The organism is Campylobacter concisus (assembly GCF_003048615.2).
In the GTDB taxonomy this organism is placed as follows: Bacteria; Campylobacterota; Campylobacteria; order Campylobacterales; family Campylobacteraceae; genus Campylobacter_A; species Campylobacter_A concisus_C.
In genome coordinates this window covers 120,224-142,651 of sequence record NZ_CP049263.1, presented here as the reverse complement: position 1 = coordinate 142,651, position 22,428 = coordinate 120,224, and the positions used below count along the sequence as shown (strand labels likewise).

Genomic DNA, 22,428 nt, shown 5'->3' with positions numbered 1-22,428 from the left:
AGCGATAGCAAATGATTAAAATTTGCTAAATTTAAGCTACAAATAATCAAGTTTCTTACCAAATTTAGCCTGCAATTAGACAAAATTTGGGTTAAAACATTCGCACAAACACTTAAATTTACAAACTCACAAGCCACATCAACCGCAAACGCCCTTGTGCAAATTTAGAAGATATAAAAAATGATAGAATTTTTGAAAATAGTTATTTGTAAGTTTTTGTATTAAAAATTTAATAAAAAAGAGCAAGCCCTAGCCTGCTCTTTGTGAAAATTTAACCCTTTTTTGGAGTTACAAGCATATTTACATAACGACCTTCTATTATAGGCTCTTTGTCGCGGTCAGCTTCATCTTTGATCATCTCCCAGACCTTCTCAAGCATGGCTACGCCAGCCTCTGGGGTGCTCATCTCGCGACCCTTTAAAAATACACGAAATTTAACGTGTTTGCCATCTTGCAAAAACTCGCTTGCGTGTTTAACCTTGTAGTTTATATCGTTTTGGGCGATCTTGACAGAGAGTTTTATCTCTTTTATCTCGATGGTTTTTTGCTTTTTCTTGGCCTCTTTTTGCTTTTTCTCTTGCTGATAGCGGAATTTACCATAGTCCATTATCTTGCAAACTGGCGGCTTCGCATCTGGCGCTATAAGCACTAGATCAAGCCCAAGCTTATTTGAGATCTCTAAAGCCTCATCTCTTGAGATGACACCGTATGCTGTGCCATCATCCCCTACACATCTTACCTCTCTCGCCCTTATGTCCTCATTGAGCAATACTTCATTTTCCTTACTCAAAAATGTACCTCACTAAGTTTCTCCTTCGTTAAATTTATAAATTCCGCCAAGCTCATATCGCTCTGCGTCCTAGCCTGTCTGTCGCGCAGCGCAACGCTCTTGTTCGCTACTTCGTTGTCTCCTAGCACGACTATCATAGGCACCCTTTGTTTTTCTGCCGTTCTTATTCTCTTATTTAAACTCTCATTTTTACTTGCAATCTCGCTATCGACGTTGATCTTTCTTAGCTCGCGTGAAATTTCTTTTGCATAGTCTAAATGCGCGTCGCTAATAGGCACGATGACGACTTGCGTAGGAGCTATGAAAAATGGTAGCTCGCCAGCAGTGTGCTCAAGTAAAATTCCTATAAATCTCTCAAAACTGCCAAGCAAGGCTCTGTGAAGCATTACAGGGCGCTGTCTTTCGTTATTTGCGTCGATGTAGCCAAGATCAAAACGCTCTGGCAAGTTAAAATCGACTTGTATCGTGCCGCACTGCCACTTTCTCTTAAGCGCGTCAGTTATCTTAATGTCGATCTTTGGTCCATAAAATGCGCCGCCGCCCTCGTCGATGCCGTATTTAAAGCCATTTTCATCAAGAGCTTCTTTTAGCGCTTTTGTAGCAGTTTCCCAAATTTCATCGCCACCGATCGCTTTGGCTGGCTTGGTTGATATCTCCATCTCATAGTGAAAGCCAAAATTTTCCATTATCGTGCCAGCAAATTTTAAAATTTCTAAGATATTTTCTTTGATCTGGCTTGGCATACAAAAGATATGTGAGTCATCTTGTGCAAATTCGCGAACTCTAAAAAGTCCGTGAAGCACGCCGCTTTTTTCATGGCGGTGAACGACGCCGTATTCAAAAAATTTAAGCGGCAAGTCGCGGTAAGAGCGGATGTCACTTTGATAGACTTTGATATGACCAACGCAGTTCATCGGCTTGATGCCATACTCTGTCTCATCGATCGTTGTAAAGTACATATTTTCTTTGTAGTTTGCGTAGTGACCGCTTCTTCTCCACACATCAGCCTTTAAAAGCTCAGGACCTCGCACTGGCTCGTAGCCGCGGTCGCGGTGAGCTTTGTATAGAAGTTGCTCTAGTTTTGATCTTAAGCGTCCGCCATTTGGTAGCCAGATAGGCAAACCGCCACCCACTTCTTCATCAAATGTAAATAGCTTCATCTCGACGCCAAGCTTTCTATGATCGCGCTTTTTAGCCTCTTCGATGATGCGGATGTGCTCTTTTAGGCTCTCTTTGTCTGCGTAAGCTGTGCCGTAAATTCTAGTTAGCATCTCACGGCTCTCATCGCCGCCAAGATATGCGCCAGCCACGCGTGTAAGCTTGAAGAATTTTAAAAATTTAGTATTTGGTAGGTGCGGTCCGCGGCAAAGGTCTTCAAAATCGCCTTGTGCGTAGCTACTCACTTCGCCATCTGGAATTCTTTTTAAGACCTCTTGTTTTAGGTCGTCGTTTTTAAATTTCTCACTCATATTAGCTTTAGTTGAGCAGGTTTTAACGATGTCAAATTTCTTCTCAGCAAGCTCTTTCATCTTATCTTCGATCGCTGCTAGATCGCTCTCGCCTAGCTTCGTGCCCTCATCATCAACTCTAAAATCATAATAAAATCCATCTTCTACGTTTGGTCCGACAAAGAATTTCGCCTTTGGATAGAGTGATTTGATAGCTTGTGCCATTAGGTGCGCACAGGAGTGTCTGATAACGTGTAGTGCCTCTTTTGAGTTGTCAAAATAGATAGGCTCAGCACTACTCTCACGCCCTGCGATACTTTGAGTATCGACTATTTCGCCATTTAGTTTGTATGCGATGATATCGCTCATTGTTTTTCCTTATATCAAATTGTCTTTTTTACGATAAAAGAACGATTAAGGATTTTATCGAAATGGGCTTTAAGCTAAACTTAATAATTGCTAAGCAAATTTTTATAAATTCTTTTTAAATTTAGTAAAATTTGAGCCAAAATTTTTAGATTTTAAAATATATTTTTTTATATAAAGATAAATATCCCTAAAATATGCATATTTTATCAATATAATTTATTATACTTTAAGATTATCCCTGATAATATTTGCTCCTGAAATGAATTTAGTAATTTCTCGTCTTTGCATTACTTAAATTCATTTTTCTCCCGACTAATTTAGTGCTAGGAAGTGGTTAGCCTAGCACTTTTTCTTTTGCAAATTTAACAAGCACCGGCTTTACTATCCTGGCGTAGTCTTTTGCGTTTAGGACGATAGATCTATCAAGAAGCCCCGCATTAAAGGCGATCTCCTCGTTGTGTTCTAGCAAACTCTCATCCACAACAAGGTGTAAATTTTTATGAAAGCTAAATGGCGGAACCGAGCCAAATACGCAATCAACCAAGGCCGTAACCTCCTCTGGGCTAGCAAGGCTTGCTTTTTTACCATCAAATTTTTGCGTAAGCGCGTCAAGATCAGCCTGCTCGTCCGCTGGCAAAACCGCGAGCAAGTAAATTTTACCAGCCTTCATCGCTGGCTTTTCGTCATCTAGCAAGTAGCCTTCGAGCACATTTTCATCTTTAAAAATTTCTCTAAATTTCACTTCATCAATGCCTTTTATAGAGCACACCAGCGCCTTTGCGCCCTGGCTCATCTTCGTGCCCCTTATCTTAGCGACCTCCTCTGAAGTCCTCGCGCTCTCATGCTCTATCACTCTAAATTTAGCCCCATTTTTGCTAAGAAGATCGTGGATTTTATTAAAAATTTGCTCTGACACAGCTCTTTCCTTTGGATAAATTTAGTTAAAATTATAGCGCTAAAACCAAAAAGGGCAGGAAAATGCAGATAAATTTAGATGATGTAAAGATCGAGCCAAGCTGGAAAGAGGTGCTAAAAGATGAGTTTTTGAGTGAAAATTTCGCACGCATCAAAGAGAATTTCTTAAAAGCAAAGAGCGCTGGCGTCGTCTATCCACCAAGCGGGCTTATATTTAACGCATTTAACCTAACGCCATTTCACGATGTCAAGGTGGTTATCCTTGGTCAAGACCCATATCACGGCGCAAATCAAGCCATGGGGCTAAGCTTTTCAGTGCCAAGTGGTGTGCGAGTGCCACCAAGTCTTGTTAATATCTACAAAGAAATTTACGCCGACCTTGGCATAAAAGAGCCAAATAGCGGTGATCTTACAAAGTGGGCAAAGCAAGGCGTGCTGCTTTTAAACTCTACTTTAAGCGTTAGTGCTGGAGCGGCAAATTCTCACGCTAGCTTTGGCTGGCAGGGCTTTACAGACGCCGTCATAAGAAAGATAAGCGAAAATTTACAAAACGTAGTTTTTATGCTCTGGGGCAACCCAGCCAAGGCAAAAGCACCACTAATAGACGCCAGCAAGCACCTCATCTTAGAAGCAGCCCACCCAAGTCCGCTAGCTCGTGGAGCATTTTTTGGTTGCAGACACTTTTCAAAGGCAAATATCTACCTAGCAAACCACGGCAAAACGCCCATAGAGTGGGACTTAAACGCTCAAATTTGAGCTATTTTTTAAGCTCAGAAAGAAGTTTATTTACCTTTTCTAGCTCGCTTTTGCAAAATTTCTCATCGTTATTTTGCATTATCATCGCCTCTTGGCCGCTTTGTCTTTGCTTAAACTCATCAAATTTAAGCTCAAAAAGCCTTAGCGCCTTCTCATCACTTGCAAGTCGTTTGCTCTCTTTGGCGTAAAGCTCGTCAAGATAGAGCCTGCTTTGCTTGACATACTCCTTGCAAACCTCGCTTGCACCAAATAAATTTACACCCAGCAAAAGGGCAAAAATTAGAGATTTTTTCATATTTTTCCTTGAAATTTTTGCGTTATACTAGCCTTTAAGCACTTAAATTTTAAAATATTTTGCAAAAAAAGGATGAAAAATGAGGCGAAAAGATAGAGAGCTTAGTCGTGAAGAGGCGATTGAGATCATCGATAATTGCGAATACGGCGTGATCTCATGCGTGGATGATGAGGGAGAAATTTTTAGCGTGCCGATCTCGCCAGTTAGGGTTGGTGAGAGCATTTTTATCCACGGAGCGACCGCTGGCAGTAAGGCAAAACTACTTCAAAATGGGCGAAAAGTGGAGTTTGTCTGCGTTAGTTTCAACAAAGTCCCACATCTAAATGATAGCGAGCTAGAAATGATAAAAGACGACGGCAAGGCGCTTGGCGGCAAGGTCTTTACTACTGAATACAAAAGCGCCATTGCAAATACAAGAGCCTACGAAGTGAAAGATGAAGCCAAAAGATATGAAATTTTAAAAATTCTCAGTCAAAAATACACCGCCTACGCGATGAGCACTTTTGACGTGGCAGCCGAGTATGGGCTAAAAAACATGAAAATTTACGAGCTAAAGATAGAGAGCCTTAGCGCAAAGGCCAAAATTTTGCCAAAAGCGGTAAAGGAGTAAATTTGAGCTCACTTGCACTGATGTTTAGACCAAAAAATTTGGATGAAATTTGCGGACAAAAGGCGGTTAAAGCGGCATTTTTAAAATTTATAGCCACCAGTAAGATACCGCACTCCATATTTTATGGTCCAGCAGGCTGTGGCAAGACGAGCTTTGCAAGGGCAGTGGCAAGCGGGGCAAACTACGACTTTTACGAGTTTGACGGCGGAAATTTAAAGATAGATGACTTTCGCAAAATTTTAAAAAACTACGAGAACGCCCTAAACAAGCCACTCTTTTTCATAGACGAGATCCACCGCCTTAGCAAAACCCAGCAAGAAGCGTTACTCATCCCCATGGAAAACTACAAAGCCCTAGTCATCGGTGCAAGTACTGAAAATCCCTTTTTCACGCTAAGCTCAGGCATCAGAAGCCGCTCGATGCTCTTTGAGTTTAGACCGCTTAGCAGTGGCGATTTTGAGGAGCTTCTTGGCAAGATAAGAGAGCAAATTTCATTTAGCATTGACGAGGAGGCGAAGGAGTATCTCTTTAAAAGTAGCGGCGGCGACGCAAGAGCTATGCTAAATTTACTAGAATTTGCCGTCACGCTTGATGAAAATGTGAGCCTAGAAAATTTAAAAACACTTCGCCAAAACGCCCTAAAAGAGGGAGCAAAAGAGGATGACACGCACTACGAGCTAGCAAGCGCTTTTATAAAAAGCCTGCGCGGAAGCGACGAAAACGCCGTCATATACTATCTCGCAAGGCTCATAGACTCTGGCGAGAGCGCGGACTTCATCGCTAGAAGGATGGCGATATTTGCCAGCGAAGACATCGGCAACGCAAACCCAAATGCGCTAAATTTAGCCGCCAGCACGCTAAGCGTCGTAAAAGAGATAGGCTTTCCAGAGGCTAGGATCATACTGGCTCAGTGCGCCGTCTATCTAGCCAGCTCACCAAAGTCAAACTCCAGCTACAACGCGATAAATGCCGCCCTAAGATACGTGCAAAGCGAAGAAATTTTAAAGATCCCACCATATCTAAAAAATCACACAAAAGAGAGCAAAGACTACCTTTATCCGCATGATTTTGGCGGCTGGGTCGAGCAAAAATACCTAGAAAAACCGCTCGTTTTTTACAAAAGCAAGGGCATAGGCTTTGAAAAAACGCTAAATGAGTGGCTAGAAAAGATAAGATCAAAGGGCTAAATTTAGGCCTTACTCTTTCGAAATTTTAAAGGTACGCGCATGAACGAGCAAAATTTAGAATATATAGCAAATTTAAAGATAAAAAACGTGCCATGGGATAGACTAAGCTGCAGCTACGGCACGGCGGAGCTTTTTGCGCAAATTTTAAACACACTTACAAAGGCTGTAAAAAAGAGCAAATTTGATGAAAAAGAGCTTAGCGGGCTGCTTGATGAGATCTTTGGTGAGTGTGAATATCAAGAGACATTTTGGCACGCAACGCCCTTTGCGCTCGTTTTTTTGGTGCGAATTTATAAAAGTGCGCTAGGCGAAAAAGGCGAAGCAGCTAAATTTATCTCACGTAAGCTTGAAGAGTTTTTTAAATTTATGCTTGAAATTTGCGAAAAAATAGAACAGATGGATCATGCAAAGCCACTTGCAAAAATGGAGCAAATGCTAGAGCCAAAGTATCTTGAGATCGTGGATCAAGACGAGCTAAACTATGACGATAGGCTATTTTACAGCTTTTACTACTATTCACGCATGGTTTTGCAGGGCGCTTTTGTAAAAATTTAGTTCGGCCATGATTTTTTAGCTATTAATTTAAATTTTATATTTATTCAAATATACTTCTTAGATCCAAATCAATCACGAAAGTTAAAAAAATGCCTACAAATTTTGCTGAAATTTTAAATAACTGCGTTGAAAGTATAAATTCATTTCTTTGGGGTCCATACTTCCTCATCGCCCTACTTTGTGGCACTGGACTATTTTTCACCATTAGACTTGGCTTTGTTCAGATTTTTAAATTTAAGATGGGTTTAGGCAAGCTTTTTGGAAATTTCTCACTTCACGGCGAGGCTGCTGGCAAGGCTGGTATGAGCTCGTTTCAAGCAGTAGCAACCGCTATCGCGGCGCAAGTTGGCACGGGCAACCTCGTGGGTGCGACGACAGCGCTTATCATGGGTGGCCCTGGAGCCATTTTTTGGATGTGGTGCGCAGCCTTTTTGGGCATGGCTACAAATTTTGCTGAAATTTGCCTCGCTCAAATTTACCGCACCAAAGACGACAGCGGTCATACGATAGGCGGTCCAGCCTTTTACATAAGCCGCGGATTAAAGGGCAAATGGGCGAAATTTCTAGCTGGATTTTTCGCTATCGCTATCATCATCGCACTTGGCTTTATCGGCAACATGGTTCAAGCAAACTCCATATCAGACGGCTTTAGCGGCGCTTTTGGCATACCGCAGTGGCTAACAGGGGCGTTTTTGGCTCTCATTTGCGCGCTAATTTTCATAGGCGGCGTAAAGGCGATCGCAAGGGTCGCTGAAAAGATCGTGCCACTAATGGCGCTACTTTATATCGTTGTTGGCGTGGTTATCATCGCTTTAAATTTTCATCAAATCCCAGAGGCGATCTCACTAATATTTAAAGCTGCGTTTGACCCTTCGGCTGCTTGGGGTGGGGCAACTGGCGCTAGCATCGCAGCTGCTATGAGATACGGCATCGCAAGGGGACTTTTTAGCAACGAAGCTGGCATGGGCTCAACTCCACACGCACACGCTGCTGCAAACGTCAAACACCCAGTCGATCAAGCCGTCCTTGGCATAATGAGCGTCTTTATAGACACCTTTGTCATCTTAAATATAACCGTTTTTGTGGTGCTAACCGCAAACGTCATCAGCTTTGAAAACGGCAAGGCAGTCTTTACAGGCATCACCTTGGTGCAAGAGGCGTTTTCGTCGCATATCTTTGGCAAAACTGGCGGTTATAGCTTTGTGGCGATCTGCCTATTTTTCTTCGCATTTACGACGATCATTGGCTGGTACTACTTCGCTGAGATCAACGTTCGCTACCTTTTTGGTGCAAAGGCGGTTAAAATTTTTAAAATTTTAGTTGTTGTTTTTGTCTTTTTAGGCAGCTTGCAAAAGGTTGATTTTGTCTGGAGCTTGGCTGATATGTTTAACGGACTTATGGTTGTGCCAAATTTGATTGCTATAATCCTTCTAAGCCCCGTCGTAGCAAGGCTTTTAAAAGATCACGACGCTGGCAAAGAGTACGACGTAAAAGAGTATTTGAAGTAGATTTAAGAGTGTGTGGAGAGAGGCTCTCCACATTAATTTTATGTTTTATAGGTGGTCAGTTGGAGCTAGATATATAGGCTCTGTCGGTAAATAAAACGTTGATGCTTGAGGCTCTGCGTATTTATTACCGGCTTCATCTACCGATGATGCTTGGACTGTGTACTCAAAATCCCTATTGTTTAAAACGCTACTCTCGACTTTCCAGTTACCATCAGCATCAGCCTTAGCGCTTAGTTCTTCGACCACTTGAGCTGCTTTGCCTAGCCAAGAGTTACCTAAGCCATCATTGTAAAACACATCAGCAGTTTTGATAACCAAATTTATATCAGCGAATGGCTCAGCCTTACCTTCGATAGTTGGTGAAAAGTCATATTGTTTATTGCTATCATACATTGTGTTATAGTGTGACAGGTCAGAAAAGTCATCAGTAGATATTTTTGTGATAGACAAGGTGTTATTGTTTGTATCAATAGTTATCTCTTGCGTGCTTGTAGCTTTTAGCTCTTCGCCGTTTGCAGCTACTTTGCTAGCTTCGATAGTAAATTTATGATCTCCATCAGCTAAAGGTGAAGTTGGTGTATATGACCAGTTGCCATCATTATCAGCAGTTGTCGTGCCAAGTAGTGGTGCATTTTCACCTTCACCATCAAATATACTTATAGTAGCGTTTGAAGTAGCCTTACCTACCAAAGTTGGAGTGTTATCATTTGTGATATGCAGACCTGTTCTTTGTGAATTTTCATGCTCTAAGATATTGCCCTCGATGTCAAGGTTGCTGCTTACTGCCTGATCTGTATTTCCAGTCACTACGTTATCATCAACTGCTGTGACAGTTACTTCTAGTGGCTGTGGCAATATATTGTTATATGCATTATCTATCGCAGCCGCAAGTGTATCAAGACTAAAGCCCTCCTCGCTTGCGCCACCACTTACATTTGTAAAAGCCTCTGCGCTAGCGTTTGCTTGAGAGCTTAGATCGCCAAAATTTGCATTTACGTTTGACTCATGACCACCATTTGCAAAGCCAGCAGCGCCAAGGCTAACACCATTCGAGCTTACTCCTCCTGCTGATTGAGTACCGCCAGCTGCAGTCTCTTCAAGATCAGAGATATCTTTACCATTTAGTAGTTGCTCTTGTAGCGATGCTATCTCTTTGCCAGTCTCATCGCTAGCATTTTCATTTTGAGTTTGCGCAGCTTGCACCTCGACCTTTACACCGTCTTGCTCTTTTATGACCTCATTGTCATAGATCACGTCGCCAGCTTTTAGAGTTCTTTGATTTCCATTAGCATCAACTGCGACGATGGCATCCGTGCCGATTATTGATTTTATTAATCCTTTAACTTTACTCATAACATTTCCTTTTTATGTTTTTAGTTTTTATGCTGCAATTATAAGTAAATATTTTAGTTCTTTACTATTGTACTTTGGTACAGTTGTGACATTTTAGAAATATGAAGTTATAAATTTTTTAGTTAAATTTAGTAATAGCTTGCCGTATTTTAGGGATTTAGTTTAAAATTTAAAAATGGTATAGTTACAAAAAAATATTTTTAAATTTTATTTTTTGGATTTTACGTTTTGGGGAAGTTTATATAGAAATGGTGGCCCCGAATGGACTCGAACCATCGACCACTACCATGTCAAGGTAGTGCTCTACCAACTGAGCTACGGGACCAAAGATTTGGGATTATATTTTATTTTCCATTTTATTTAGCTTAATTGCCATTTTCTTTAAAATTTAACTTTATAAAACTAGTCTATATTTTAGTACTCTAAAATATTATTAATGCAGATTTAATCAAACAAGGACTATAATTTTATAAAAATAAGTTTAAATAAAAATATTAGTTTTTCATTGAAATTTGATGTTTATAAAATCTTAATAGAAAGGAAAAGGGTATGAATAAGCTTAAATTCATCGCTATTTTTGCCTGTTTATTTTCGCTTCATCTCTTTGGTGCCGATATACCAAAGGGCGATCTAAACGTCACAAAAGTAGTAGTCTCTGATGAGCTAAGAGCCAAATATAAGATCAAACCTCATCATGAACACCTAAGCTTTGACTGCGTTGATTGTCACCAAAACCAGGGCGATGATCCTAGCAAATTTAAAGCGATCGGCGACGCTGGCTGCCTATCCTGTCACAAGAGCAAAAAGCTCTTAGCCCAGAGGCTAAAATTTATGGATACTCTAAAGGCAAATCCTCACAACTCTGTTCACGATGGTCCGACTTTGTACTGCGACGAGTGCCACAACGAGCACAAACCATCTACAAACATGTGCGCTGAGTGCCATGAACACGAGGTGCCACAATGGATGAACGGAGTAACACCATGAAAATTTCAAAAAAATTACTAGCGCTTATAATCTTCATAAGCGGAATTGTTGGATTTTTAGTCGTTCTGCCAGTTCATTACGCGCTTGATGAGACGAGTGGGGATAAATTCTGCATCGTTTGCCACGAGATGGACCCTATGGTCATCGCCTACAATGACGACGTCCACAGCGGAAACGGCAAAACAGGCATCAAAGCAAGATGCGTGGATTGTCACATACCGCATGACAACATCGCAAAATACGCCCTAACAAAGGCGAAAAACGGCATTTTAGAGGGCTGGGTGCATTTCTTTGGCGATCCTAGCGCAATTGACTGGCACAAAAACCTCAAAAACCGCGAGCATTTCGTCTTTGACAACGGCTGCACAAGCTGCCACACAAACGTGATAGATAGCAACAACACCTCAGCGCAAGCTCAAAAGATGCACGCTCACTACAAAAAGCTCCTTGACACCCCTAAAGAGCTAAAATGTGTAAGCTGCCACTATGACGCAGGTCACAGCGCTGGCTTTAGAAACTATCTTGAGTATTGGAAGCCGTCATATAAAATTTATGATAAAAAGATGATCGAAAAGAGGATCGAAACTAAGCAAAAATTCTTCAAAGATGAGTATAAACCTACAAAAGACGAAGAGGAATTTTTAAAACAAAAGGCTGAAAAAGACGCCAAAAAACCAGCTGGTGGTTTAGCTGGCTGATGAAGAAGATCTTGCTGCTCTCAAGCGACTTTGAGCAAAATGTCATCCTAAATGCATCGCTTTACCGCTTTGGGTTTAGGATGATGCAGCTAAAAAGCGCCAGCGAAGTCATCAAAGACTTTGAGCGCGGCAATGGATAAAGAAATTTAAACCTTGATCTGGTTAAATTTATAAGAGGTAGCCAAAACATCACTCCCATTATGCTTTTGCAGGGCGTTAGCGTCCCTAGCGTTTTTAAGAGGATTTACTACGCTAGGGTTAATGATTTTATCATTAAGCCATTTAGTTTTTATTTCATGTTTTTAGGCTTTGCAAGGTGCTTTTAGGCTCTAAATTTGAGCTAAATCTTTGACAAAAACTCCCAGTGTATAAGAAAATCTGATTTGACAAAAAAGAGAGCGAGCTACTTGAAATTTTATGCAAAAACTCGCCCCACGTCGTCACTTACAACGAGATAGATCACCGCCTATATAAAAACGAAACCTTATCGCAAGACCGCACAAGATCGCTCGTGCGAGAGATAAGAGCTAAGATACCAACTATCTGCCTAAAAACCGTGCGAGGCACTGGATATAAGGTGGAGCGAGGGGGGGGGTTAGTCAAATTTAGATATTATTTGAAGCTAAATTTCTATACTTTTGGATCAAATTTGCTTTAATTTGCAAAAACTTTTGTCTTGTTTGGCTATTTTATTGCAACGATTTTTACAGCAGCTTTGATAAATTTACCTTGCCAAAGCACCGCCTTTTTTCTCTTAGCAGTTTGCCGTATTCGTATATCTCGTCAAATTTCTTACATAAAGCCATATCGTTTTTGCTATAGCAATTTTTGAAATTTGTCAAGCAATAGCCAACTGACCTTTAAAACAGCTTGTGATCGCTAATCATAACGGCTTTTTTGTGTGGATTTGTGGCGGCATTGCACCATCAAGAAAGAATTTTATAAATTTATAGCAAGAGCTGGCGTTACACCAACTCTCTTATGCTTTTTGTTAGCTCCAAGCTCGCTTCGATCTCGGCGCGTTTTGCCATGACGCTTTCTATATTTATGCTTAAATTTAGCCCATTTTCATCGCCAAATTTCTTTAGCTTGCACCAAATTTCTTTGATGATCTCGCAGCTACTAGCTAGGTAGTCAGAGCTGAAATTTAGCCTCTCTTCGACCGAGTTTGGCACGCTCACTCCGAGCCATTTGATAAATTCAAGTGTTTTTGCATTGCCCGCTGTGCTAAATGTAAGAAATATCGGCTCGCTTATCTTTGCAGCCGCGCAATCCTCTAAAAATTTACGCGCTAGCTGTGCGTCAAATATCGCTTGCGATATGAAAAATTTAGCTCCAGCTGCGATCTTTTCACGCATCCTTTGTGGCTCATCGCCCTTTTTGCCGTGACGCTCTGCGATACAGACACCGCCAACCGCCAAGTCCCCAAATTCCCCAGCGATCTCGTAGGCGCGAGCTAAATTTAGCCTCACTTTTTGCGTACTTGAAGTTGCCCCCACTAGCACGTTTAAATTTGAGCTTTGAGCCTTAAGCGCTGCGCGAAATTCATCCTCGCCGTATCCGCTAGCCACGCGGTAAAATATGCTAGGTGTTGCGACGTTTAGGTACTTTTTGTAGTAAATTTCTGGGCTTAGCGTCCCACTAAACTCAAATGTCCTCTCGCTATCATTTCTCTCACTCTCGTCTTGCACCTCGTAAAGCACGAGCCCGTCGGCCTTGATATCATTTATCCGCCCCGTCCAGCGCTCTGAGATCTCACGTAGCTTTGCCTCTTCAAATTCAGCCTTTGGCGGCGTGAGGCCATATAGCACGAGCCCTTTTTCTTTATTTAAAATTTTTTCTTTTAGCATTTTCTCACTTTTGAACTAGATCAGCCCTCATCACCACGCCAACAGAATTTTTTGACGACATGCAGACAAACTCGTCTTTTAGGTATTTCGCGTCGGCTCGCCAAAAGCTTACGATATTTGCCACGTCGGCATTTTGCTTTTTAGCAGCTATCATATATCTTTTTATGACGGCGACAAAAGCCTCTTGGCAATAGCCCTTTATATCTCCGCTATCAGTGATAAATCTTTGAACCTTTACATTTGCCTTTATTACGCTTTTATTTTGGTCGTTTGAGCCAAACTCAAGCCTCACATTTTCAAAGCCTGCTAGCTCTTTTTTGGCAGCTTCTAAATTTAAAGCCTCACTGATACTATAGATATTTGTTTGCTTGTACGCACCTTTGTTGAGTGGTATAGAGTGGCGTCCAGAACTACATCCGGACGCAAATATAACTAATATTACAAATAGAAAAATCCTTTTCATTTTTCAAATCCTTTTTAATTAAATTTTATAGACCTCTTACGATCTTGACAGCTTCTACCATGTTTTTAAGGCTCGGCTCGACCTCTTCCCATTTTCTAGTTTTTAGGCCGCAGTCAGGGTTGATCCAGAGTTGCTCTTTTGGCAAGACTTCAAGCAGGGCTTTGATCTGAGCGACGATCTCCTCGACACTTGGCACGCGTGGGCTGTGGATGTCGTAAACGCCAGGTCCAACCTCTTGTTTGTAGCCAACGGCTTTGAAAATTTTAAGTAGCTCGTTGCCACTTCTTGCAGTCTCAATACTGATAACATCAGCATCCATTGCCTCGATAGTTTTAATAATATCGTTAAATTCAGAGTAGCACATATGCGTGTGGATCTGAGTTTTTGCCTCAGCCGAGCTTACTGAAAGCTTGAAGCAATCAACCGCAAATTTCTCATAAGCTGGGATATTTTCAGCTCTTAGCGGATAGCCCTCTTTAAACGCTGCCTCATCGACTTGGATCACTCTGATGCCTGCAGCTTGAAGGTCTGCGATCTCGTCATAGATACAAAGTGCGAGCTGTTTTGCCACCTCGCTTCTTGGAAGATCATCACGCACAAAGCTCCAGTTTAGCATAGTCACAGGACCTGTTAGCATGCCCTTCATTACGTGTTTTGTGATACTTTGAGCGTATTTCATCCACTTAACAGTCATAGGCTCTGGGCGGCTTACGTCACCAAAGAGAAGTGGTGGCTTGACGCAGCGGCTGCCGTAGCTTTGCACCCAGCCATTTTGACTAAATGCATATCCGCTGATCTGCTCGCCAAAGTACTCGACCATGTCGTTTCTCTCTGGCTCACCGTGTACTAGCACGTCTAGGCCGATATCTTCTTGGAATTTCACGCAGTGATCGATATATTTTTTGATGCCTGCTTCATAAGCGGCCGCGTCAATCTCGCCTTTTTTGAAATTTTGGCGAAGTACGCGAAGATCAACCGTTTGAGGGAAGCTACCTATCGTTGTTGTTGGCAATATGCCGTAGTTTAGGGTTTCGCGTTGAATTTTGATGCGGTCTTCAAATTTCTCGTCACGCTCAAATTTGCTTAAATTTTTGATGCGTTCTTGAACGCTTTCAGAGTGGATGAGCTTTGAAGTGGCGCGAGTTTTAACTGCATTTTTATTCTCTTCGTAAATTTTTGACTCAGCCTCATTTAGCTTCTCGCCGTTTGCTAGTTTTGTGATGATCTTGATCTCATCAAGCTTCTCAACCGCAAAACTTAGCCAGCTTTTGATCTCTGGGTTTAAATTCTCTTCATATTTTAATGTATAAGGCACATGTAGAAGTGAGCATGAAGTGCCGATGTAAAAGTCTTTGCCGCCTATTTTTTCTGAAATTTCACGAACAAGTTTTACCTTCTCGTCGATGTTGCTTTTCCAGATATTTCTGCCGTCGATCACGCCAGCAAATAGCGTTAAATGGCTATTTTTGATAGTCTCAAGTACTTCGAAATTTCTCTTGCCGTGGATGAAGTCAAGTGCGATACCATAAATTTTAGTTTTAGCCACTTCGCTAACTGCCTTGATCGCATGCTCAAAATATGTCGCAAATACGATTTTAACATTGTTTGCAACGCCTGTTAGCTCGTTATAAACCTTTGTGATAAGTGGTAAAAGGTCGCTTTCGTTTTTGTCAGTTACAAAGATCGGCTCGTCAAACTGCACTAAAATTTCATCATCAAGCTTAGAAATTTGCTCAAGTAGCTTTTTGTACTCGCCTACAAGCGCGTCAAGGTGCTTAAATGGGCAGCTGCCGTCAGTCGTCTTTGAAAGAGCCAAAAATGTGATAGGGCCGATCAAATTTACCTTGCCTTTTACGCCGTTAGCCTTCGCCTCTTTGTATTCATTTAAAATTTTGTCCGCTTTTAGGCTAAATTTGCTCTCGCTGCTAAGCTCTGGCACGATATAGTGGTAGTTTGTGTTAAACCACTTTGTCATCTCCATCGCAACGCCATTTTTGTTGCCTCTTGAGCAAGCAAAATATTGCTCCAAGCCGCTTAAATTTGCAAATCTTGGAGGTGTAGCGCCAAAAGCGATGATGTTATCGAGCATTAGGTCGTAAAATGAAAAATCATTAACGCTAATAGCTGAAATGCCAGCGTCTTGTTGATATTTCCAGTGTCTTTGGCGAAGCGTCTTTGCAGTCTCTTGCAAATTCTCTTCACTAAAGCCCTCTTTACCAGCCCAAAAGCCCTCTAATGCGCGCTTCAACTCTCTTTTCTCTCCGATTCTTGGAAAACCTAAAACATAACTTTTTATCATTTTTATCCTTTTTAAATTTCTATTTTTTAATTAAAACTGCGCAAGGCGCAGCCACCTTGAACGTGCAGTGGGGTAGGTGGGGGGTTTGGGGGCGGAAGGGGCGACGTTTTGCGTCGCAAGCTCGCAACTGCAAGCAGACCGTAAGCAGAAACCCCTTCTGCCACCAAAAGCCAAATTTTCACTATCACGGCTCAAACAATAAATTTAATCACCTCAAACGAGGTGGATGACACCCGCTTCTTCTTAAACTAAAGTAAAATTTATAAAAAACCCTGCTAAAAAGATCCTTGCCAAATTTCAAGCATTGCTTAGCTTTGCTATTAAAAATGCAGTTACAATGCAGCGGACCTGCTAGCAAAAATGGATTTATCTCAATGTGAAAAAATGTAAAATCATTTAAAAATTTGCGTGTTTTTTGAAAATCGCTGATATGTTTTTTGCCGAGATTAATGAGCTTTACGCATGGGACAAGGCATCAGCGTTTTTCCTTTGTAGTGAATTTTTGTCGCATTATAAACGCTCTTTGCCAAATTTTTGTTTAAAGATTGGGCGCTACTAAATTTCACGCCCAGAATATTTAGTCTTTTTTGCCTTTATTTAGGGATTTTAGCTTAGCATCCATATCAGCTGTAAGCATAGTAAAGACCTTATTTGTAAGCTCCTGTGTTAGATCTTTAGCCTCTTGCATTGTCTTTTGGCTAAATTCATTTAAGAGTTTGTCCGCTTTTTTCTTATCTTTTTTATAAAGTTTTACGTACTCATCTTCAAATTTAGCCTGTTTTACTGCCAACTCTTTTTCAAATTTAGCGTATGCCTCTTTAACCACTGGCGAATACTTCTCATAATCAGTCATCACAAGGGTTTGAAGCTTTCTATAAACCCAGTAAATCGAAGTGTCATCAGCATCGTATGAACCATCAGAGTAACCTTTTATAAAGCCATCAAGCCCCTCGTAATACGGCAAATAAACGCTAAGATCAGCCATGCCAAGAGCGACGTAGGTCACGCGGCCGATCTCTTTTGGTAGCCAAGGGCGCACCTGCATGACGTGAGACTCGTATGTTCTAAAGACGCTTATAGCGCGGTAGATGTTTTTCTTATCTTCATCTTTGCTAGCGTAGTTATCAAACGCAGTGCCGTCGTAGTGGGCTCTCATCGCAGCTTTTAGATCTTCAATACTTAGTTTTTTCTCTGGTTTTAAAAATACTGGGAATTTCTGACCATCGGCGAAGTCTTGTTTTAGGCTTGGGTTAAACATACTTTGAACCCAGCAAACACGTGGGTAGTTGTAAGTCACATCTCTCTCATCGTCCCTTGTATAGGCCTTTGTAAAGTTAAATTCGCCATCTTTTGCAGGGTCATAAGTCTTGTTGTCAATCGCAAATTTGATGACATCTTTTGCGCCCATGAAATTTGGATCATTCTCTTTGTAAGCGTGAAGTCTGCCTTGGTTTGCAGTGACGAAATACTCATCTTGTGGGATCTTTGAAGCGATCCATTTGTGGCCTGTGCCTGTCTCAAAGTACCAAAGCTCATTTGCATCGACAAATACCACGCCAAAGCCCTCGCCAGCGCCTTTTGTCTCCACTATCTCGCCAAGAAGCTTAACGCCCTCTTTTGCACTCTTCATACGTGGCAAAAGTACGTCTGGGATGTCATCTTCTGTGATGCCGGTCTCTTCGTTGTATGGATCAACTTTTAAAAGCTCATCTTTTGCATAGATAGTCTCAGTGCCGCTTAGTCCAACGCCAGCCTCGTTGTAGCCGACTGCTCCGTGAAGTTTTGTGTGTGAATTTGCGATAGTTGTGTATCTCATGCCATCTTTTGGGAGCGGATATGTAAAGTCATTTGCACCGTCATGTGCCTTTGAGCTGTGCATGCCAGTTTGGTTTTTCGTAGCTGGATGTATCAAAAAGACTTGAGCCTTTATAGCTTTGCTATCAGCGCTTCTAGCCACTAACATAGAGCCGTCATTTGAAGCTTTATCTCCTACTAAAATGGTAGTGCATGCCAAGCTACTTGTGCCTAAAATCGCACTCATAGCGACGATTGATGCGAGAATTTTCCCTTTCATTTTTACTCCTTTAGTAAAATAAATTTCTTATATGTGATTATATGCCAAATTTAATAATTTAATTATAAATTTTAAAATTCTTTTAAGTTTAATGTAAATTTATTGCAAATTTTGTCTAAGTGAAATTTAAATTTTCTAAAGGATTTTTCGCTATAATCCAAAACTTACGCACTTGCGTATAAAATTTCAAAAAGGATTAGCATGCCAAAGATGAAAACCGTTCGCGGTGCTGCTAAGCGCTTTAAAGTAGGTAAAAATAAGATAAAAAGAGGCTCTGCTTTTAGAAGCCACATCTTAACAAAAAAACCTACTAAGCGTATGAGAGATTTGCGTGGCCCAAAATACGTGGACAGCACAAATGTCCCAGCCGTTCGCAAAATGCTCGGCGTATAAGCAGCTGTAGATTTAAGTTTTTGACAAAAAAGTCATTCAAACTCCCCCAAATTTAGGGGCAAGACTCACTTTGTGAGCGCCAATTTGTAAAAGGATAAATATGGCAAGAGTAAAAACAGGCGTAGTTAGAAGAAGACGCCATAAGAAAGTTTTAAAGCTAGCACGTGGCTTTTTCAGTGCTAGACATAAACACTTTAGAAAAGCTAAAGAGCAACTAGAGAGAAGTTTAGTTTACGCATACCGCGACAGACGCCAGAAAAAACGTGATTTCAGACGTTTATGGATCGTTCGTATCAACGCAGCTTGCAGACTAAACGACATTAGCTATTCAAGATTTATCAACGGCTTAAACAAAGCTAAGATCGAACTTGATAGAAAAATTTTAGCTGATCTGGCTATGAATGACGCGAAGGCATTTGCGGCACTTGCAAAACAAGCAAAAGATGCTTTGAAATAACACCTTTTCTCCGCTTCGGCGGAGATCTTCTTTTTTATACACTTTAAAATTTAATAACAAAAACTCTATAAAACTCTTTGTTTTAATTTACTACCCGCGACTTTTACAAACTGCTAGTCAAATTTAACTACCCACAGCCAAAAAAACTAAATTTCGATACTCGTATCAAAGCAGTGTTTCACCGCTCCGCTAAATAAGATTTTGCCGCTTTCTAGCCTAAGTCCAAGCTCTTCGCCGCTTTTTGGATAGACTTTTAGACATTGCGCTGCGTTTAAATTTAAAGTAGCACCGTAAAAGCAAGCCGCCATGCCAGTGCCACAAGCTAGCGTCTCGTCCTCCACGCCTCTTTCATAAGTTCTCACCTTTAAAACGCCGCCCTCAAATTTGGCTAAATTTACATTTGCATTGTATTTTTGACGAAGTGCCCTGCACTCTTTGACGTCAAATTCATCTAAATTTTGCGTGAAATTTACAAGATGAGGCACGCCAGTATCATAAAAATACCAAGTTTTGCCACCTTCATTTAGCGGTTCGCTTAAAATTTTTGGACTTGTTAGCACGACCTCAACGCGCTCATCTTTCACGCTTGCCATCACCTCGCCGCTACCAGTTAGCAGAGCAAATTCGTTTGAACTTACAAGACCGTTTAGATAGGCATATCTAGCAGCCGCGCGCGAGCCGTTGCCACACATCGCAGCGTAGCTTCCGTCACTGTTGTAAAACTCCCATTTCACGCCCTTTTCGTAAGGTAAAAGCACGATGAGCCCATCAGCTCCCACGCCGTTTGTTCGGCTGCAAATTTGCCTTGCAAGCTCGCTTCTATCCTTGCCTAAAAATGTATGAAATATGACAAAATCGTTGCCGCTAGCGTTATATTTTGAGACTTGCATGAGCCATCCTTTTATTTTTTGCGTGATTTTACTAAAATTTAGATAAGAGTTATTAGTGATTTTAAAGGAGTCACTTTGAAAAGCTACATCTTAAATTTAGAAAAAGAGTTTTCTTTGATAGAAAATGGCTTTAAAGAGCAAGAAAGAAGGGCTTTGGCTGACTATAAAGCAAAGGGAGCTGCGCACTGCAAAGAGCTTGCATACCTAGCATACGGCTCGAAGCTCTATCAAGTGCGGATGTACGCCGTTTTTCTCTTTGGACACCTATCGGATCGTGAAGAAATTTTGGCATTTATGAGAGATGAAGTTTCAAAAGATGAAAACTGGCGAGTTCAAGAAATTTTAGCAAAGGCGTTTGATGAGTTTTGTAAAAAAGTAGGCTACGAGCAGGCACTTTTTGCCATCGATGAGTGGCTAAAAAATGGCAACGCAAATGCAAAAAGAGCCGTAAGCGAGGGGCTTAGGATATGGACAAATAGGCCCTATTTTAAAGATAACCCAGATGAGGCCATTAGGCGGCTTGCCAGCCTAAAAGAAGACGAGAGCGAGTATCTTAGAAAGTCGGTCGGCAATGCCTTAAAAGATATAAGCAAGAAATTTCCAAATTTAGTAAAAGCTGAGCTTGATAGCTGGGATTTGGGTAGTAAAGAGACCATGCAAACATATAAATTTGCTAGTAAATTTATCAAGAAATAGCGCAAATTTGCTTTAAAAATTTCTCTAGCTCCAGCTTTAAATTCTCCCTGTCATTGCTATTATCGATAACAAATTTTGCCATTTCTCTCTTTTGCTCGATGTCCATCTGAAGCTCTACTCTAGCTTTTGCCTCATTTAAGCTTAGTCTATTTCGGCTAATTAGACGGCTTAGCAAAAGCTCTTTTGGAGCGTAGATCACGGCTACATTTTTAAACTCAGCGTAACGCTCCCTTTTTTCAAAAAATAGCGGAATATCAACAAAATAAACCTGCCCCAAGCGCTCAAGCTGCAAGGCCTTTGATAAAATTTCAGCTTTTATCTTTGGGTGCAAAATTTGCTCTAAATTTTTAAGCTTTTTTGGCTCACGAAAGACGATAGCGCCCAGTTTTTTGCGATCTATCTTACCAGTCTCATCTAAAATTTGCTCGCCAAAAGCATTTACTATCTCACATTTGCAAATTTCAAGCTGTTCGTGCGCGATGAGGTCCGCATCTATCACGCTAAAACCTCGCTCTTTTAGTAAATTTACAACCGTGCTTTTACCGCTAGCGATCGAGCCTGTGATGACGTAGGCGTTTGGAAATTTCTGCAAACTCGCTCCATTTTTGAAAATTGATAACAATTTTAGCAACTTTTGGCTAAAGTTTTAAAAAATAACCAAAAGGGTGAAAATGATAAGTTATAAAGATGCCGGAGTCGATATAGATGCTGGAAATAGCTTTGTTGAGGCGATCAAGCCTTTCGTAAAATCTACGCAAACACCAAACGTCATAGGCGGCATCGGATCATTTTCAGGTGCGGTCAGACTGCCAAGCGGATATAAAAATCCAGCCATTTTAGGTGCGACCGACGGCGTTGGCACGAAGCTTCGCCTAGCTATCGACGCTAAGAAATTTGACGGCGTGGGCGAAGATCTAGTCGCTATGTGCGTAAATGACCTCATCTGCAACTTCGCCACACCACTCTTTTTCCTCGACTACTACGCGACCGCAAAGCTTGAGATAGAGAGCGCCAAAGAGGTGGTAAAAAGCATCGCAAATGGCTGCAAAAAGGCGCAGTGCGCGCTGATCGGCGGTGAGACAGCCGAGATGCCGTCGATGTATGAAAAGGGTGACTTTGACCTTGCTGGATTTGCCGTGGGTATCGCTGAGGCTGACGAGATCGATAGGAGCAAATTTGTAAAATCTGGTGACGTTTTAGTCGCACTTCCAAGTAGCGGCCTGCACTCAAATGGCTTTTCGCTTGCAAGAAAAGTGGTAAGCGAACTCGGGCTAAAATTTGATGAAAAAGTGGGCGATAAGAAACTCATCGACGTGCTTATTGAGCCAACTAGAATTTACGTGAGCGACTTTTTAAGATTAAAAGATAAGATCACAGCGATGGCACATATAACAGGTGGTGGCATAGTTGAAAACTTGCCTCGCGTCTTCCCTGCTGGACTTGGCGCGAAGGTGCAAAAAAGCGCTATAAAAACGCCTGAAATTTTTAAAATCCTCGCGCAAAAAGTAGAAGATAACGAGATGATGAGGACATTTAACATGGGCGTTGGCATGATCCTTGTTGTACCTAAAGAAAACGTAGATGCTGTGCTAGCAAATAGCGATGGCTACGTGATCGGCGAAGTAGTAAGTGGCAAAGGTGTTGAGCTAGTTTGATGCAAGAATTTCTGCTAAGATCAAAAATCTTAGCGTTCATATAGGCTGTTTTGGTGTGCTAAAAAGCGAGATAAAAAAGCTTGATATTTATAAGCACTGGTGCGAGGTCCCGCGCGTTTATACTGTGCTTTTCGTCACGCATGATAACAACTAGAAATTTAGCCAAATTTTTATAAATAC

General features: G+C 41.3%; 23 protein-coding genes, 1 tRNA gene and 1 pseudogene. 13 read left to right on the top strand and 12 right to left on the bottom strand.

Annotation, left to right across the window (positions count from 1 at the left end; translation table 11 throughout):
• Nucleotides 1-271 precede the first annotated feature (271 nt).
• The 3 genes from infC to CVS89_RS00720 form a co-directional block, all read right to left on the bottom strand.
• Nucleotides 272-790 (bottom strand): translation initiation factor IF-3, encoded by a 519-nt coding sequence (gene infC / locus CVS89_RS00730; RefSeq protein WP_009295104.1) that lies wholly within the window; start codon nucleotides 788-790, stop codon nucleotides 272-274.
• A complete protein-coding gene (gene thrS, locus CVS89_RS00725) occupies nucleotides 787-2,607 on the bottom strand; it encodes a threonine--tRNA ligase (protein WP_103573649.1) in 1,821 nt (606 codons plus the stop codon). The genes infC and thrS overlap by 4 nt, the downstream gene beginning before the upstream one ends.
• A 334-nt stretch (nucleotides 2,608-2,941) precedes the next feature.
• Nucleotides 2,942-3,523, bottom strand: a complete 582-nt coding sequence (locus CVS89_RS00720) for a YbaK/EbsC family protein (RefSeq protein ID WP_107848249.1) — start codon at nucleotides 3,521-3,523, stop codon at nucleotides 2,942-2,944.
• A 62-nt stretch (nucleotides 3,524-3,585) separates the two neighbouring features.
• Here CVS89_RS00720 and ung point away from each other — a divergent pair, with 62 nt between their 5' ends.
• Nucleotides 3,586-4,278, top strand: a complete 693-nt coding sequence (ung, locus tag CVS89_RS00715) for a uracil-DNA glycosylase (protein WP_009295107.1) — start codon at nucleotides 3,586-3,588, stop codon at nucleotides 4,276-4,278.
• A gap of 1 nt (nucleotide 4,279) precedes the next feature.
• Here the strand turns inward: ung and CVS89_RS00710 are convergent, their stop codons facing one another.
• Entirely contained in the window at nucleotides 4,280-4,573 is a 294-nt protein-coding gene (locus tag CVS89_RS00710) for a hypothetical protein (RefSeq protein WP_103646308.1), read from the bottom strand.
• A 79-nt stretch (nucleotides 4,574-4,652) separates the two neighbouring features.
• On the opposite strand from CVS89_RS00710, the gene CVS89_RS00705 reads away from it, so the two are divergent.
• From CVS89_RS00705 to CVS89_RS00690, 4 genes are all read left to right on the top strand, one after another.
• A complete protein-coding gene (locus CVS89_RS00705; protein WP_107848248.1) occupies nucleotides 4,653-5,183 on the top strand; it encodes a pyridoxamine 5'-phosphate oxidase family protein in 531 nt (176 codons plus the stop codon).
• 20 nt (nucleotides 5,184-5,203) lie between these two features.
• On the top strand, nucleotides 5,204-6,370 hold the full coding sequence (locus CVS89_RS00700; RefSeq protein ID WP_232524014.1) for a replication-associated recombination protein A: 1,167 nt from the start codon (nucleotides 5,204-5,206) through the stop codon (nucleotides 6,368-6,370).
• 39 nt (nucleotides 6,371-6,409) lie between these two features.
• Nucleotides 6,410-6,925, top strand: coding sequence for an ATP-dependent DNA helicase RuvA (locus tag CVS89_RS00695; RefSeq protein ID WP_107848246.1), 516 nt, complete (start codon nucleotides 6,410-6,412; stop codon nucleotides 6,923-6,925).
• Between the two features lie 89 nt (nucleotides 6,926-7,014).
• Entirely contained in the window at nucleotides 7,015-8,433 is a 1,419-nt protein-coding gene (locus tag CVS89_RS00690) for an alanine/glycine:cation symporter family protein (protein ID WP_107848245.1), read from the top strand.
• A 45-nt stretch (nucleotides 8,434-8,478) separates the two neighbouring features.
• Here CVS89_RS00690 and CVS89_RS00685 read toward each other — a convergent pair whose 3' ends face one another.
• Together CVS89_RS00685 and CVS89_RS00680 are read right to left on the bottom strand one after the other, a co-directional pair.
• Nucleotides 8,479-9,786, bottom strand: a complete 1,308-nt coding sequence (locus tag CVS89_RS00685; RefSeq protein ID WP_107848244.1) for an Ig-like domain-containing protein — start codon at nucleotides 9,784-9,786, stop codon at nucleotides 8,479-8,481.
• Nucleotides 9,787-10,035: 249 nt separating this feature from the next.
• Nucleotides 10,036-10,111 (bottom strand) — tRNA-Val (locus tag CVS89_RS00680).
• Nucleotides 10,112-10,335: 224 nt separating this feature from the next.
• On the opposite strand from CVS89_RS00680, the gene CVS89_RS00675 reads away from it, so the two are divergent.
• The 4 genes and pseudogenes from CVS89_RS00675 to CVS89_RS10245 form a co-directional block, all read left to right on the top strand.
• Nucleotides 10,336-10,773 (top strand): cytochrome c3 family protein, encoded by a 438-nt coding sequence (locus CVS89_RS00675; RefSeq protein WP_107848243.1) that lies wholly within the window; start codon nucleotides 10,336-10,338, stop codon nucleotides 10,771-10,773.
• Entirely contained in the window at nucleotides 10,770-11,471 is a 702-nt protein-coding gene (locus tag CVS89_RS00670) for a cytochrome c3 family protein (RefSeq protein WP_107848242.1), read from the top strand. Before CVS89_RS00675 ends, CVS89_RS00670 begins: the two co-directional genes overlap by 4 nt.
• Nucleotides 11,471-11,611 carry a hypothetical protein gene (locus CVS89_RS00665; RefSeq protein ID WP_180543854.1) on the top strand — a complete coding sequence of 47 codons (141 nt, stop codon included), beginning with the start codon at nucleotides 11,471-11,473 and terminating at the stop codon, nucleotides 11,609-11,611. Before CVS89_RS00670 ends, CVS89_RS00665 begins: the two co-directional genes overlap by 1 nt.
• Before the next feature lie 260 nt (nucleotides 11,612-11,871).
• Nucleotides 11,872-12,129, top strand: a pseudogene (locus CVS89_RS10245) (helix-turn-helix domain-containing protein); the annotation flags it as partial.
• A 307-nt stretch (nucleotides 12,130-12,436) separates the two neighbouring features.
• Here CVS89_RS10245 and CVS89_RS00655 read toward each other — a convergent pair.
• From CVS89_RS00655 to CVS89_RS00640, 4 genes are all read right to left on the bottom strand, one after another.
• On the bottom strand, nucleotides 12,437-13,321 hold the full coding sequence (locus CVS89_RS00655; protein ID WP_107848241.1) for a methylenetetrahydrofolate reductase: 885 nt from the start codon (nucleotides 13,319-13,321) through the stop codon (nucleotides 12,437-12,439).
• 4 nt (nucleotides 13,322-13,325) lie between these two features.
• Nucleotides 13,326-13,784, bottom strand: a complete 459-nt coding sequence (locus CVS89_RS00650) for a hypothetical protein (protein WP_107848240.1) — start codon at nucleotides 13,782-13,784, stop codon at nucleotides 13,326-13,328.
• A gap of 25 nt (nucleotides 13,785-13,809) precedes the next feature.
• On the bottom strand, nucleotides 13,810-16,083 hold the full coding sequence (metE, locus tag CVS89_RS00645) for a 5-methyltetrahydropteroyltriglutamate--homocysteine S-methyltransferase (RefSeq protein ID WP_107848239.1): 2,274 nt from the start codon (nucleotides 16,081-16,083) through the stop codon (nucleotides 13,810-13,812).
• Nucleotides 16,084-16,660: 577 nt separating this feature from the next.
• Nucleotides 16,661-18,157, bottom strand: a complete 1,497-nt coding sequence (locus tag CVS89_RS00640; RefSeq protein ID WP_107848497.1) for a C69 family dipeptidase — start codon at nucleotides 18,155-18,157, stop codon at nucleotides 16,661-16,663.
• A 201-nt stretch (nucleotides 18,158-18,358) separates the two neighbouring features.
• On the opposite strand from CVS89_RS00640, the gene rpmI reads away from it, so the two are divergent.
• Together rpmI and rplT are read left to right on the top strand one after the other, a co-directional pair.
• Nucleotides 18,359-18,550, top strand: coding sequence for a 50S ribosomal protein L35 (gene rpmI, locus CVS89_RS00635; protein ID WP_004317422.1), 192 nt, complete (start codon nucleotides 18,359-18,361; stop codon nucleotides 18,548-18,550).
• A gap of 100 nt (nucleotides 18,551-18,650) precedes the next feature.
• Nucleotides 18,651-19,007: a 50S ribosomal protein L20 gene (rplT, locus tag CVS89_RS00630; protein WP_004317321.1), complete on the top strand. Its 357-nt coding sequence runs from the start codon at nucleotides 18,651-18,653 to the stop codon at nucleotides 19,005-19,007.
• 146 nt (nucleotides 19,008-19,153) lie between these two features.
• On the opposite strand, the gene dapF is transcribed toward rplT, so the two are convergent.
• The gene (dapF, locus tag CVS89_RS00625; protein ID WP_107848496.1) at nucleotides 19,154-19,897 is read right to left on the bottom strand and encodes a diaminopimelate epimerase; all 744 of its coding nucleotides are present in this window, start codon (nucleotides 19,895-19,897) and stop codon (nucleotides 19,154-19,156) included.
• A gap of 75 nt (nucleotides 19,898-19,972) precedes the next feature.
• Here dapF and CVS89_RS00620 point away from each other — a divergent pair, with 75 nt between their 5' ends.
• Entirely contained in the window at nucleotides 19,973-20,593 is a 621-nt protein-coding gene (locus tag CVS89_RS00620) for a DNA alkylation repair protein (protein WP_107848495.1), read from the top strand.
• On the opposite strand, the gene coaE is transcribed toward CVS89_RS00620, so the two are convergent.
• The gene (gene coaE, locus CVS89_RS00615) at nucleotides 20,583-21,185 is read right to left on the bottom strand and encodes a dephospho-CoA kinase (protein ID WP_107848494.1); all 603 of its coding nucleotides are present in this window, start codon (nucleotides 21,183-21,185) and stop codon (nucleotides 20,583-20,585) included. The two genes, CVS89_RS00620 and coaE, sit on opposite strands and share 11 nt — an antisense overlap.
• Nucleotides 21,186-21,264: 79 nt before the next feature.
• On the opposite strand from coaE, the gene purM reads away from it, so the two are divergent.
• Nucleotides 21,265-22,248 carry a phosphoribosylformylglycinamidine cyclo-ligase gene (gene purM, locus CVS89_RS00610; protein WP_107848493.1) on the top strand — a complete coding sequence of 328 codons (984 nt, stop codon included), beginning with the start codon at nucleotides 21,265-21,267 and terminating at the stop codon, nucleotides 22,246-22,248.
• Nucleotides 22,249-22,428: the final 180 nt, after the last annotated feature.